At 63.2% G+C, this 12,199-nt stretch carries 12 protein-coding genes; 5 read left to right on the forward strand and 7 right to left on the reverse strand.

What is annotated here, in order from left to right; genetic code table 11:
• The first annotated feature begins 21 nt into the window (after positions 1-21).
• Genes LGT41_RS11425 through LGT41_RS11435 form a run of 3 tightly spaced genes read left to right on the forward strand, consistent with a single transcriptional unit; the run spans position 22 to position 4,342 of the window.
• Positions 22-741 carry an ABC transporter ATP-binding protein gene (locus tag LGT41_RS11425; RefSeq protein WP_274127013.1) on the forward strand — a complete coding sequence of 240 codons (720 nt, stop codon included), beginning with the start codon at positions 22-24 and terminating at the stop codon, positions 739-741.
• The gene (locus LGT41_RS11430) at positions 738-3,101 is read left to right on the forward strand and encodes an ABC transporter permease (RefSeq protein ID WP_274127014.1); all 2,364 of its coding nucleotides are present in this window, start codon (positions 738-740) and stop codon (positions 3,099-3,101) included. Before LGT41_RS11425 ends, LGT41_RS11430 begins: the two co-directional genes overlap by 4 nt.
• A 5-nt stretch (positions 3,102-3,106) precedes the next feature.
• Positions 3,107-4,342 (forward strand): efflux RND transporter periplasmic adaptor subunit, encoded by a 1,236-nt coding sequence (locus tag LGT41_RS11435; RefSeq protein WP_274127015.1) that lies wholly within the window; start codon positions 3,107-3,109, stop codon positions 4,340-4,342.
• A gap of 469 nt (positions 4,343-4,811) precedes the next feature.
• Here LGT41_RS11435 and LGT41_RS11440 read toward each other — a convergent pair whose 3' ends face one another.
• On the reverse strand, positions 4,812-5,243 hold the full coding sequence (locus tag LGT41_RS11440; RefSeq protein ID WP_274127016.1) for a MerR family transcriptional regulator: 432 nt from the start codon (positions 5,241-5,243) through the stop codon (positions 4,812-4,814).
• 82 nt (positions 5,244-5,325) lie between these two features.
• On the opposite strand from LGT41_RS11440, the gene LGT41_RS11445 reads away from it, so the two are divergent.
• Both LGT41_RS11445 and LGT41_RS11450 read left to right on the forward strand, forming a co-directional pair.
• Entirely contained in the window at positions 5,326-7,620 is a 2,295-nt protein-coding gene (locus LGT41_RS11445) for a heavy metal translocating P-type ATPase (protein WP_274127017.1), read from the forward strand.
• Positions 7,621-7,702: 82 nt separating this feature from the next.
• Entirely contained in the window at positions 7,703-8,317 is a 615-nt protein-coding gene (locus LGT41_RS11450; protein WP_274127018.1) for a methyltransferase family protein, read from the forward strand.
• A gap of 14 nt (positions 8,318-8,331) precedes the next feature.
• Here LGT41_RS11450 and LGT41_RS11455 read toward each other — a convergent pair whose 3' ends face one another.
• The 6 genes from LGT41_RS11455 to LGT41_RS11480 form a co-directional block, all read right to left on the reverse strand.
• The gene (locus LGT41_RS11455; protein ID WP_274127019.1) at positions 8,332-8,808 is read right to left on the reverse strand and encodes a c-type cytochrome; all 477 of its coding nucleotides are present in this window, start codon (positions 8,806-8,808) and stop codon (positions 8,332-8,334) included.
• Positions 8,805-8,945, reverse strand: coding sequence for a hypothetical protein (locus LGT41_RS11460; RefSeq protein WP_274127020.1), 141 nt, complete (start codon positions 8,943-8,945; stop codon positions 8,805-8,807). Before LGT41_RS11460 ends, LGT41_RS11455 begins: the two co-directional genes overlap by 4 nt.
• A complete protein-coding gene (locus tag LGT41_RS11465) occupies positions 8,938-9,420 on the reverse strand; it encodes a DUF411 domain-containing protein (protein WP_274127021.1) in 483 nt (160 codons plus the stop codon). The genes LGT41_RS11460 and LGT41_RS11465 overlap by 8 nt, the downstream gene beginning before the upstream one ends.
• An 11-nt stretch (positions 9,421-9,431) precedes the next feature.
• Positions 9,432-10,361 (reverse strand): sialidase family protein, encoded by a 930-nt coding sequence (locus LGT41_RS11470; protein WP_274127022.1) that lies wholly within the window; start codon positions 10,359-10,361, stop codon positions 9,432-9,434.
• 17 nt (positions 10,362-10,378) lie between these two features.
• Positions 10,379-11,812, reverse strand: coding sequence for a multicopper oxidase family protein (locus LGT41_RS11475; protein ID WP_274127023.1), 1,434 nt, complete (start codon positions 11,810-11,812; stop codon positions 10,379-10,381).
• Positions 11,813-11,927: 115 nt separating this feature from the next.
• Positions 11,928-12,173: a hypothetical protein gene (locus LGT41_RS11480; RefSeq protein WP_274127024.1), complete on the reverse strand. Its 246-nt coding sequence runs from the start codon at positions 12,171-12,173 to the stop codon at positions 11,928-11,930.
• Positions 12,174-12,199 lie beyond the last annotated feature (26 nt).

Below are 12,199 nucleotides of genomic sequence, written 5' to 3' on the forward strand. Positions count from 1 at the left end.
GGTGCAAGGCAGGGTATGGGCATGGGCGAACAGGGCAAGCTGCCGGCATTTCGAACCCGCGGGCTGACCAAGGTTTACGGCGAGGGCCATTCGGCGGTTCACGCGCTGCGCGGGGTCGAGCTTGAAATTCCCGGTGGCGAAATTGTCGTGCTGCTTGGCCCGTCGGGCTCGGGCAAGTCGACCCTGCTGAACATCATTGGCGGGCTGGACCGGGGCAGTGCGGGCACAGCGCATTTTCGCGACCAATGCTTGAGCGATATGAGCGATGCGCAGCTGACGCGCTATCGGCGCGACCATGTCGGCTTTGTCTTTCAGTTCTACAATCTCATGCCCAGCCTGACCGCGCATGAGAATGTGGAGCTTGTGACCGAAATCGCGCATAACCCGATGGACCCCGACGCGGCGCTGGCGCTGGTCGGGTTGAAAGAGCGGACCGACCATTTTCCCGCGCAGCTATCGGGGGGCGAGCAGCAGCGCGTGGCGATTGCCCGCGCCATTGCCAAACAGCCCGAAGTGCTGTTCTGCGACGAGCCGACCGGCGCGCTTGACAGTAAAACCGGACGTGCCGTGCTGAAGGTGCTGGCCGATGTGAATGCCCGGCTTGGCGCAACCGTGCTGATGGTTACGCATAATGCCGCCACCGCCAAGATGGCCGACAGGGTTATTCATTTCGCCGATGGCAATATCCGCGAGGTGGTGCGCAACGCAAAGCGGCTCGACCCCGAGGAAATAGCCTGGTGAGCGTGCTGAACCACAAGCTGCTGCGCGATTTGTGGCGCATGAAGGGGCAGGCCACGGCGATTGGCGCGGTCATTGCCCTGGGCGTGATGATGCTGGTGATGATGAGCGGGCTGACGGTGTCGCTGGTGGAAACGCGCGATACCTATTACCAGCGCTACCGTCTTGCCGATGTGTTTGCCCCCGTGGCGCGCGCCCCCGACCGGCTGGCGCGGCAACTGGCCGAAATTCCCGGCGTTTCGGCGGTGCAAACCCGCGTGCAGGGCAGGGCGCTGATTGATCTGCCCGGCCAGGTGCTGCCGGTGCAGGCGCAAGCCGTATCACTGCCCGACCGTGGCCGCCCGGCGCTGAATGATGTGTATCTGACCGCCGGGCGGATGCCTGCCGCCGGCCGCCCCGACGAGATTTTGCTGCTGCAAAGCTTTGCCACGGCACATGGCTTGCGCCCCGGTGACAGGTTGCGCGCCACGATGAGCGGGGCGCGGCGCAGCTTTGATATTGTCGGCCTTGCCCAAAGCCCCGAGTTTTTATACACCACCGCGCCGGGCGAGCTTATTCCCGATGATGCCCGTTTCGGGGTGATCTGGATGGGCCGCGCCGGGCTGGCCGCCGCCTATGATCTGGGCGGGGCGTTCAACGAGGCGCTGATCGGGCTTGCGCGCGGCACAAGCGATGATGCGGTGATCGACGCGGTGGACAGGCTGCTGGCGCCCTATGGCGGGGCGGGCGCCTATCCGCTGGCCGACCAGTTCTCCAACCGGTTCGTGTCGGAAGAAATTTCGGGGCTGCAAGCCGCCGCTTTGGGTGTGCCGCCCATCTTTCTGGCAGTGGCGGCCTTCCTGCTTTACATCGTGATCAGCCGGATGGTGCAGGCCGAACGCGAGCAGATCGGGCTGATGAAGGCCTTTGGCTACAGCAACTTTGAGGTGGGCGGCCATTACTTCAAGCTGATCATGGCAATCGCCGCCGGGGGCGCGCTGGTGGGCTGCCTTGGTGGCATTGCCAGCGGGCGCGCGCTGATCGGGGTTTATACCGCCTATTTCAAGTTTCCGTTTCTGGTGTTCCAGCTTGATCCGGCCTCGTTTGCCACGGGCGTTTCGGTGAGCATCCTGTCCGCCTCGGCCGGGGGGGTGCTGGTGCTGCGCAAGGTGTTTGCGCTGACCCCCGCCACAGCCATGCGCGCGCCCGCGCCGCCGAATTTCAGCCGCTCGGGCAGAATTGGCAAAAGCCTGAACCGGTTTTTAGACCAGCCAAGCCGCATGGTGCTGCGCCGCCTGACGCGCCAGCCGGGGCGGATGTTCGGCTCGGTTCTTGGCATTGCGCTTGGCATGGCGCTTTCGGTGGCGATGATCACCATTTATGCAGGGTTTGACCGCACGATTGATGTAACCTTCAGCGTGGTGGACCGTTCGGATGTTTCGGTGAGCTTCACGCATCCGGTTAGCGACAAGACCCTGTTCGAGCTGGCCCGCCTGCCGGGGGTGGAACTGGTGGAGCCGGTGCGCAATGTTGCCGTGGTGCTGCGCAATGGCCGCTTCAGCCACCAGGGCGCGCTGACGGGCCTGCCGCCCGAACCCGTGCTGAACCGCGCGCTGAACACCGACATGGCACCGATCGAACTGCCGCAAAGCGGGATTGTCCTGTCGGACGTTCTGGCCGCCAAGCTGGGGGTTCAACCGGGCGATTTGCTGCGCGTCGATGTGCGCGAGGGCCGCCAGCCGCTGCTGGATATTCCGGTAAGCGGCACGGCGCAAACCCTGCTGGGCGCGCCTGCCTATATGGGGCTGGAGGCGCTTGGTCGCGCCCTGGGCGAGGCGGGGCGGATTTCGGGCGCCTATCTGATGATCGATGAAGCCTATGCCGACCGGATTTATTCCGCGCTGCAAAACATGCCAACCGTGGCGGGGGTCAGCGTAAAGGCCCAGGCCCGCGATGCGTTTGTGGCGCTGATGAACCAGGGAGCCGGGGCCATTCGCTATGTGATGGGGGCGATTGCCTTCATCATTACCTTTGGCATTGTCTATAACGCGGCGCGCATTGCGCTGGCCGAACGCGCGCGCGACCTTGCCAGCCTGCGGGTCATCGGCTTTACCAAAGCCGAGGCGGGCTTTGTGCTGCTGGGCGAACTGGCGGTGGTCACGCTGCTGGCGCTACCGCTTGGCGCGCTGCTGGGCTATTATATGTCCTTTGGCATTGCCAGGGGGTTTTCGACCGACCTTTACCAGATTCCGGCCGTGTTCGACCCGGCAAGCTATGGGCAGGCCATGCTTGTCGTGCTGGGGGCATCGTTGTTTTCGGGCGGGCTGGTCAAGCGCGACCTTGATCGGGCCGACCTGATCGAGGCGTTGAAAACAAGGGAGTAACGGTTATGGCCAAGGCACGCAAACGCTCGCGCTTTCTGGCGACATTGCTGGCGGTGCTGTTGCTGGGCGGCGCGCTGACAGCCGCCTTTTGGCCCAAGCCGGTTCTGGTGGATACCGGCACGGTCAGCCGTGGGCCGATGATGGTGACAATCGACGAGGAGGGGCGCACACGCGTGGCGGAGTCCTACATCGTCTCCACCCCCGTGGCCGGGCGCTTGCAGCGGGTTGAGGTAGAGCCGGGCGCGCCGGTGGTCAGGGGGGTAACCGTGGTGGCAACCATGCTGCCCACCAACCCCGCGGCGCTGGATTTTCGCACCCGCGAACAGGCGCTGGCCGCCGTGCAGGCCGCCGAAGCCTCGCTGCGCGTGGCGCGGGCCGATCTGAATGCCGCGCTTGCCAACCGCGACCTGGCCGAAACCGAGCTTGCGCGCGCGCGCCAGTTGAACGCCGCGCAGATTGAAAGCGAAGCCGCGTTTGAGCGTGTGCGCCAAAGCGCGCGCATTGCCGCGGCGAATGTCGAAACTGCCGAGGCGGCGATTTCCCTGCGCGAGGCGGATCTGGCCAATGCCCGCGCGCAGTTGATCGGCTTTGAGGACCGGGGTGCCGTGGCCACGCCCGGCACCGACAACAGCGAGGTAATACCGCTTTATGCCCCCGCCGATGGCCGCATTCTGCGCATCATCCAGCAAAGCGAAACCACCTTGCCCGCCGGTGCGCCAGTGATGGAAATTGGCGATGTCGAGGGCGCGCTGGAAGTGGTTGTCGAGCTGATTTCCACGGACGCCGTGCAGGTGGCAATCGGCGATCGGGTGATCATCGAGGATTGGGGCGGGAATGCGAACCTGCAAGGCGAGGTGCGCCGCATCGACCCGTTCGCCATAACCAAATATTCCGCCCTTGGGGTAGAGGAACAGCGCGTGCCCGTGACCGTGGCGCTGATCGGCCCCGCCGATGCCCGCCGCGCGCTTGGCCACGGCTTCAGGGTCGGCGCGCGGATCGTGATCTGGCAGGATGAAAACGCGCTGCGCGTGCCGTCAAGCGCGCTGTTTCGCAGCGGCCAATCCTGGGCGGTGTTTGTGGTCAAGGACGGTGTGGCCGAGCTGCGCCAGATTGATATTGGCCGCAATAACGGCATTATGGCAGAGCTGCGCAGCGGGCTGAACGCAGACGAAGCAGTGGTGCTATACCCCTCCACCGCCATAGCCGACGGCACCAGGGTCGCACCACGCGTGGTGAATTAGCGACCGGGGCGCTTCTGGCAGCAACCCAATGATGGCCGCGTGGCTGTGCCATGTGGCAGCGGCTGCATTCGTGCGCATGGGCCTGGGGAGTTGGGGAAACGCCGGGGTAGCCGGGAAGGTGCTTCTGCGACGTGACCCGGAGACAGCGCCAGATGCTGTTTCACCAAGCCGGGGCCCTCTGCGGGCCGGGCATGGGCGGCGGCGTTGCTGCGCGTTCGGCCAGGTCGGGTGAAATGTGGCAGGGCGGGGCGACGTTCTGGACGCCAGAGCGAGTTGTGCGTTGCGGGGATGCATCGTTGCAACGTCATGGCTTCAGGAATGCCTTGCGGAGAATGACATGCACCCGATATTATTTTACCGGAAATCGCTTGGCTTTGGCTGGCGGCATTGAACATGCGCCGCCAGCCGGCCCGGCCAGGATGAGACTGCGCTGACAATCTTTGGTGCGGCTGCGCGCATTTGCCCTTGGTCAGGCGTGTTCGGGGTGGCGGTGGTCGGTTGCGCAGAGCGAATGGTCGCCCAGCACCTCGATCACCCGGCAATCGCTGATGCAGCCGCCTTCGCATTGCACGACCATACGCGCCAGTTCGGCCTTGAGCGCCAGAAGCCGCGCAAGCCGGTTTTCCACCTCGGCCAATTGCGCCTTGGCGATGGCATCGGCGGCAGCACAGGACTGGTCGGGATTGTCCGACAGGCTGAGCAGGTCGCGGATTGCTTCCAGCGAAAAGCCAAGATCGCGCGCATGGCGGATAAAGGTCAGCCGGTCCAGCGCCTTGCGGGTATAAAGCCGCTGGTTGCCGGCACTGCGCTCGGCCTCGGGCAAAATGCCGATCTGCTCGTAATAGCGGATTGTCGGCACCTTGACCCCGGTTTTCGCCCCCAGTTTTCCGATCGTCAGCATAAATTACCCCTTGAAGCTCTAGTTGCTAGAGACATTACATAGCTGATTCGATGAAGGCAATTCCCAAAATTTGAGGACCGTGATGACTACTCCCAAGAATGAAGCGACCTGCGACTGGACAGTTTCGGGTATGGATTGTGGATCTTGTGCGACAAAGGTCAGAAACGCGGTCGGGCGGCTGCCCGGTGTAAGCAATGTTGAAATCGGCCTGATGTCGGAGCGGCTGCGGCTGACGCTGGATGAGGCAAAGACCGGACGCGACAAGATCGAGAAAATCGTCAAGTCGCTGGGCTATGGCATTGAGGCCCGTGCGAGCGGCGCGCAAAAAGATGCCGCCGAGCCTGCCGATGCCGCGAAGGAGTGTCATGACCACGACCACGACCACGACCATGACCATGACCACGACCATGCGGGCCACGATCACGGCAAGGACAGCAAAGCGCCGCGCCGTGCGGATTCCGGCCACGGCAGCCCCGGCCATGTGCATGACGACCCGGCAGACCGGGGCAAACGCTGGTTTCAAACCGGCAAGGGCAAGCTGGTAATATTTACCGCGGTCCTGCTTGGACTGGCCTGGATGGTTGAATTCGTCACCCCGGCGCTTGGGTCCTGGCCGTTCATTGCTGCCTGTATTATTGGTGTTGCGCCGGTTGCCAAACGTGCCTTTGTGGCGCTGCGGCTTGGTCAGCCCTTTACAATTGAAAGCCTGATGACGGTTGCCGCCATCGGCGCGCTGTTCATTGACGCTGCCGAAGAAGCCGCGCTGGTGGTATTTCTGTTCGCGGTTGGCGAAGTGCTGGAAGGTGTTGCCGCGGGCAAGGCGCGTGACGGCATTCGCGCCCTGGCCAATCTTGTGCCAAAAACCGCGCAGCTTGAAGTTGACGGTGTGGTGCGTGAGGTTCCGGCCGCCAGCCTTGAAGTGGGGCAAACCGTGCTGGTGCGCCCGGGCGACCGGGTGCCCGCCGATGGCGAAATTTCCGAAGGCACATCGGGTGTGGATGACAGCCCTGTTACCGGCGAAAGCGTGCCCGTGACCAAAGGTCCGGGCGATACGGTTTTTGCAGGCTCGATCAACACCGAGGCGGTGTTGCGCGTGACCGTGACCAAAACCGCCGAAGACAACACGATCGCCCGTATCATTCGCCTGGTTGAGGATGCCGAGGAGGCCCGCGCGCCGACCGAACGCTTTATCGACCGGTTCAGCCGCTGGTATATGCCCGCCATCGTTGTTGTTGCCGCACTGGTTGTGCTGGTGCCGCCGCTTGGCTTTGCCCAACCCTGGGATACATGGGTTTACCGTGGTCTGGCGCTGCTGCTGATCGGCTGCCCCTGTGCGCTGGTCATTTCGGTTCCGGCGTCTATCGCCTCGGCGCTGTCTTCCGGCGCGCGGCGCGGGCTGCTGATGAAGGGCGGGGCGGTGATTGAAGCCGCGGCCAGTGTGAAGCAGGTGGCCTTTGACAAGACCGGCACGCTGACGCATGGGCGCCCGGCGGTGACAGATATCATTACCTTTGGCGATACAAGCGAAGCCGAGCTTTTGGGTGTTGCTGCCGGTGTGGAAGCCGGATCGAGCCACCCGCTTGCAATGGCCATTCTGAACAAGGCCGAAGATGCGGGCGTGGCCGTGCTGCCCTCCAAAGGTGCGAAAGCACTGGTTGGCAAGGGTGTCGTTGCCGAAGTGGCGGGGGCGTCGGCCTGGGTCGCCTCGCCGCGTTATGCCCTGGAAAACGGTGGGCTCGATGACAAGGGCGTAACCCAGGCCGCTGCGTTTGAAACCGAAGGCAAGACCGCGGTTGCGGTTTACCGCGAGAACAAGCCGCTTGGGCTGATCGCCATGCGCGACGAACCACGCGCTGATGCCCGCGATGCGGTTGCGCAGCTCAAGAAACTTGGGGTGACGGCGGTTATTCTGACCGGTGACAACGCGCGCACGGCCGCGGCAATTGCCGGCGGGCTGGGCATGGAGTTTCGGGCCGACATGATGCCCGAAGACAAGCTCAACGCCATCAAGGATATGAGCGAGCATGGCGGCGTCATGATGATCGGCGACGGGATCAACGATGCCCCCGCCCTGAAACAGGCCAGCGTTGGCGTGGCAATGGGCTCGGGCACCGATGTGGCGCTTGAAACCGCCGATGCAGCGATTTTGCGCGACAAGGTGACCGATATTGCCGCAACCGTGCGGCTGGCGCGCGGTGCAATGGTCAATATCCGCCAGAACGTGACCATTGCGCTGGGGCTGAAGGCGGTGTTCCTTGTCACCTCGGTGCTGGGTCTGACGGGGCTTTGGCTGGCCATTCTGGCCGATACCGGGGCGACCGTGCTGGTCACGCTGAACGCGCTGCGCCTGCTGCGCTTCAACCCTGAACGCGAATGATGCCATGCCAACAAAACCGGGCTCTCGCTGTGGCGGGGGCTCGGTTTTTTTGCCCGGACCACAAGACATTTAGGACATGAGCGTGATCAGTTTGTTTGGGTGGGCCGCGCTTGGCCTTTTGCTGGCCTATCTTGCGCTGTTCTTTTGGGGCACGATGCGGACAGCCCGGCTTGCGGGGCGGAAGGTTTGGCTGTTTGGTCAGGCCAAAGGGCGCGACCGTTGGGCGGCATTGGGGTTTCGCGCCGCATTTGCCATAGCATATTTTGGTCCGCTCGTGTGGCTAAGCCTGCCCACCCTGCGCGGGGCAGACCCGCTTTGGGCCTTGTTCCGCCTGCCTGCCTTCGGCCTTGTGCTTTCATTCAGCGGGGCGCTGGTTGCGCTGGTGGCGCAATTCTCAATGGGTGCGTCCTGGCGGGTTGGCATATCGGCGGGCGAAACCGGCCGCCTTGTTTCGACCGGCATTTTCAGGTTCAGTCGCAACCCGACCTTTGTCGGGCAGTTCCTGCTGCTTGCCGGGGTTTTTCTGGCCGTGCCGGCCCTGCCAACGCTTCTGGCGGCAGGCCTGTTCATGTGGTCGGCCTATGCGCAAGTCAGCTCGGAAGAAGCTGAGTTGCGCAAAAGCCTTGGGCCGGAATATGACGCCTATGCCGCCCGCGTGCCCCGGTGGCTGGGGGTTGTGCGCAACAGGGCACGTTAAGGCGCGGCTGCGCCTTATCTGCCCGGATCGCTGGCCGTGATTTCGGCCTGAATGGTGCGTTGCTGTTCGGGCCATGTGCTTTTGATATAGGCAAGAACGGCCACGATCTCATCATCGGTGAGTATGCCCTCAAAGGCGGGCATGTCGCTTTCATAGCCCGGCACCACCGCGCCAACCCCGCCCCTGGTGGTTAGAAAAAGGGCGCGGTCGGAATGGTGCCATGTATGGCCGGAAACGTCATGCGGAGGCGCGGGCATCCGGCCGGTGTCCAGGCGGCGGCGCCAATCGGGCTGGCCTTCAAGATTTACCCCATGACAGCTTGCACAGTTTTCCGCATAAAGCTGCTGGCCGATCTGGACGGCGCCATCAGGCACCGGCGCGCCCAGAAAGAACAGCCCTTCGAGCGGCGTATCACTTGGCCCGGATTGCGCCTGCGCGCCCGCGCCAATGGCGCTAAGCCCCGCAATTGCAAAGAGGGTGGCAGGTTTCATGGCGTTCTCCAGATATATTTCACCAATTCGACAATACCAAGCACAAGCGCGGCGACTGTCAGCAGATAGATCAGGCCGCCGCCCAGCATCATGGCCCCCATCATCGGGCCATCCATCGTTCCCATGTAATCATTCATCGGAATAGACCGAAATGCCGTCGGGACCAAAGGCATAGGTGCGCAATGTGCCGGATTTTGCCGCCGCCATGCCGGGCGCGTTCGAGGGCATACCGGGCAATGTGATGCCGGTAATCGCCGGGCGGCTGGCCAGAAGCCGGTAGATGATTTCGGCCGGAACAAGCCCGCTGACATAATAGCCGCCAATCTCGGAAAGGTGGCAGCCAATGCCCTGCTGCGGCACGCCAACATCAACCGAACGCTTGGCAAAGTCGCGGTCATCGACCAGGGTTACGGTAAATCCGTTCTGTTCAAGATAGCGGCCATAGGCATCGCAGCAGCCGCAACCCGGATCGCGCCAGATCGTGATAAGCTTTTCGGAAGCCGCCGGCTCGGGCGCGGCCTCGTTTGCGCTTTGCGCCCAGGAAAATGCGGGCAGTGATAGTGTTGCGACCATGCCGCTGCCCAAAAGGCCAAGTGCTGTTCGTCTATGCATTGTCTTCTCCTTTATACGACCGAAGTTGCGGTCCATGTTGTGCCGCCATCGCGGCTGAGTTTGAGATTTCCGCCCATCAGGGCGGCGATATAGCGTTCATCTTCGGGATGAACCGCGACCGCCGAAGCCGGGGTTTCGGCCATGCGCTGCCACACGACCCCGCCATCGGCCGAAGTCCAGATGCCCGATGCCAGCGCGGCATATAGCCGTTCGGGCACCGTCGGGCTGCTGGCCAGCGACAGAACGGGCTCGGCTGCGGGCAGGGGGTTTTCGGGCGGGGGGGCATCGCCCGCAACCAGCGCATCCATTGCATTGCCGGGCTGCACATCCTGCCAGCGGCAAAAGCAATCGGGCACCCGTGTGAGGCCCAGTTCAGTGCCGGCATAGATCCAGATGCCGCCCATGCCGGTTTCCAGATCGACCGAAACAAGCGTCAGCGGGTCGCGCTCGGCCTCGTTCAGCCAGGGCCGGTCCATTGCCAGCGCCCAGTTTGCACCGGAATCCTCGCTTTTATAAAGCCCGTCGCCTTGGATGGCGGCATAGAACAGCTCGGGGTCGCGCGACGCGATGGCAAGCGCGTTGACGGGCCCGCCGGGCAGCCCTTGCGCTGCGCTGCGCCATGTGGCGCCACCATCCTCGGAAATTGCCACACCCCCCTTGGCCAGCCCGGCAAGCACAAGCCCGGCTTGGCCGCGATGTGTGGTCAGGGCCAGAACCTGACCGGGGGCCGCGTGTTCGGCCCAGGTCTTGCCGCCATCGCTGCTGATACGCAGCACATCGCCGCCCAGCAGAATGGCATCGCCATCAAAGGCCAGCGCGGCCTTTGCGCCATTGCCGGCGGCAAAGGCCAGGTTGGGCATGATCGCCGCCATGCTCAGGCCAAATGCTGTGCCCAGAAGCCTGCGCCGCGACACAGCTTTATGCGTTTCAAATCGGTTCAATTCAGCATCTCCTTTTCTTATGCCACGCGGATGACGCCCATCATCCCCGCCGCCTGATGTTCAAGAATGTGGCAATGAAACATCCAGTCGCCGGGATTATCGGCCACCAGAGCGATTTCGATTCGCTCGCGCGGGGCGATCAGCACCGTATCGAGCCACTCGCGATATTGGGTTGGCACCCCGTCGCGGCTTAGCACGCGGAAGGAATGGCCATGCAGGTGGATAGGGTGGGTAAAGGCGGTGGCGTTGGTCAGTTCAAGCACATGGCTTTGAGCGCGTTCCAGTGTGAGGAAAGGTTCGAGCATCGGCCCTTCGGCGGCAACGCCATTGACAAACCACATCCCGCCGCCGGTGACGCCGCCCATCATGCCGCGCGCCTGATCGATGCCCATGTCACGTTCGACCATCGCGCCCATCATGCCGCCGGTGAACAGAATTTCATGGCGCCGCGCCGCTGCAATATCGGGCTCGGCCAGCGGGTTGGCGGGCAGGGCGATGTCCCAGTCGGGCGGGCTGTCGCGCAAGGGCGTATCGCTATAGGCGATGTCGATCAGGCGGTATGCGTTGTTGCGATAGGCCCGGTCGACCACCTGAAGCTGCGTTCCGGGTGCAGCGGGGCAATCCAGCATGATATCGGCGCGCATCGCCGAGCCAAGCACCACAACACCGCCGGGCGGTGAATGGGGCGTAACCGGCTGGCCATCGAGCGCGATGATCTGCGCAGAAAGGCTGCCAAAATCGAGCGCGAAGAAGCGGGCATTGGCAACATTGATCAGCCGCAGCCGGATACGCTCGCCCTGTTGCACAGTAAATCTGTCGGGGAACTTGCCGTTGATTGTAACCGCGTTGCCAACGCGCCCGGCATGGCTCATATCCATCGGCGCGCCAAAATCTTCGGCGATCGTGCCATCTTCCAGAAGCCGCCAGTCATCCAGCACCCAGGTGATATCGCGGTCGACCCGCGGCGGGTTGGGCTCGTCGATGATCAGCGGCCCGGAAAGCCCGCGGCCCATTTGCTCGGAGCTGCGCTGATGCGGATGATACCAGAAGGTTCCCGCATCAACCGCATCGAATTCGTAACCAAAGGTTTCGCCCGGCACGATGGGTTTCTGGGTGAGGAAAGGCACCCCGTCCATTGCGTTCGGCAGGCGCAGCCCGTGCCAATGCACCGTGGTGTCTTCGGCCAGCGCATTGGTCACATCGATGCGCAACCGCTCGCCCTGGCGCGCCCGCAATTCCGGGCCGGGCACAAGACCGTTATACGCCCAGGCGGGCGTTTCACGAAGCGGGCCCGATGCCATTTGCACCATGCCGGATGCGGCGCGCAGCGTAAAATTCCTGATTGTCGGCTGGGCAGGCAGGCGCGTGCCAAGCGCCATAAGTGCCGTGCTTGCCACCGATGTGGCGATGAACGACCTGCGCGTAACGGCAGGATTGGATTTGATTGACATGAATACACTCTCTGATGTCGCGCAACGCTGGCTGTCCAGCCGTGCGGCAACGGTTCCAGGATCCCGCGCAAATGGCCTGTTGCGGCATTTGCAAATTCAGGGGCCGATTGTCTGATCAGAGGTAGATTCGAGGGGGGTGTCTGGCGGGCGGGCCGGACAGGCCTTCCGCAGCCAGAGTCAGTTGAAATTGCGGCGAGTCCGGGCTTGCGAAAGTGCTGTTTGCGGCTGCACTTGCAAACAGCGTCACCATGCCGGCTGCGTTGCAAACAAAATCACAGGCGGCGCTTTTCAGGCCCGGCTCAGAATCACCACACGCATCACAATCGGCGCTGGCATACATATCGGCATCTGCTGTCATCATCGCCGACGCCATTGTGGTTGAGCCCG

Origin of the sequence: Abyssibius alkaniclasticus (assembly GCF_020447305.1) — a bacterium.
Classification (GTDB): domain Bacteria; phylum Pseudomonadota; class Alphaproteobacteria; order Rhodobacterales; family Rhodobacteraceae; genus Abyssibius; species Abyssibius alkaniclasticus.

What these genes read in the sequence shown, in the direction of transcription:
- LGT41_RS11425 (WP_274127013.1), top strand. Translation starts at nt 22, where the DNA reads ATGGGCGAACAGGGCAAGCTGCCGGCATTTCGAACCCGCGGGCTGACC.
- LGT41_RS11435 (WP_274127015.1), top strand. Translation starts at nt 3,107, where the DNA reads ATGGCCAAGGCACGCAAACGCTCGCGCTTTCTGGCGACATTGCTGGCG.
- LGT41_RS11440 (WP_274127016.1), bottom strand. Translation starts at nt 5,243, where the DNA reads ATGCTGACGATCGGAAAACTGGGGGCGAAAACCGGGGTCAAGGTGCCG.
- LGT41_RS11445 (WP_274127017.1), top strand. Translation starts at nt 5,326, where the DNA reads ATGACTACTCCCAAGAATGAAGCGACCTGCGACTGGACAGTTTCGGGT.
- LGT41_RS11455 (WP_274127019.1), bottom strand. Translation starts at nt 8,808, where the DNA reads ATGAAACCTGCCACCCTCTTTGCAATTGCGGGGCTTAGCGCCATTGGC.
- LGT41_RS11460 (WP_274127020.1), bottom strand. Translation starts at nt 8,945, where the DNA reads ATGAATGATTACATGGGAACGATGGATGGCCCGATGATGGGGGCCATG.
- LGT41_RS11465 (WP_274127021.1), bottom strand. Translation starts at nt 9,420, where the DNA reads ATGCATAGACGAACAGCACTTGGCCTTTTGGGCAGCGGCATGGTCGCA.
- LGT41_RS11475 (WP_274127023.1), bottom strand. Translation starts at nt 11,812, where the DNA reads ATGTCAATCAAATCCAATCCTGCCGTTACGCGCAGGTCGTTCATCGCC.
- LGT41_RS11480 (WP_274127024.1), bottom strand. Translation starts at nt 12,173, where the DNA reads ATGATGACAGCAGATGCCGATATGTATGCCAGCGCCGATTGTGATGCG.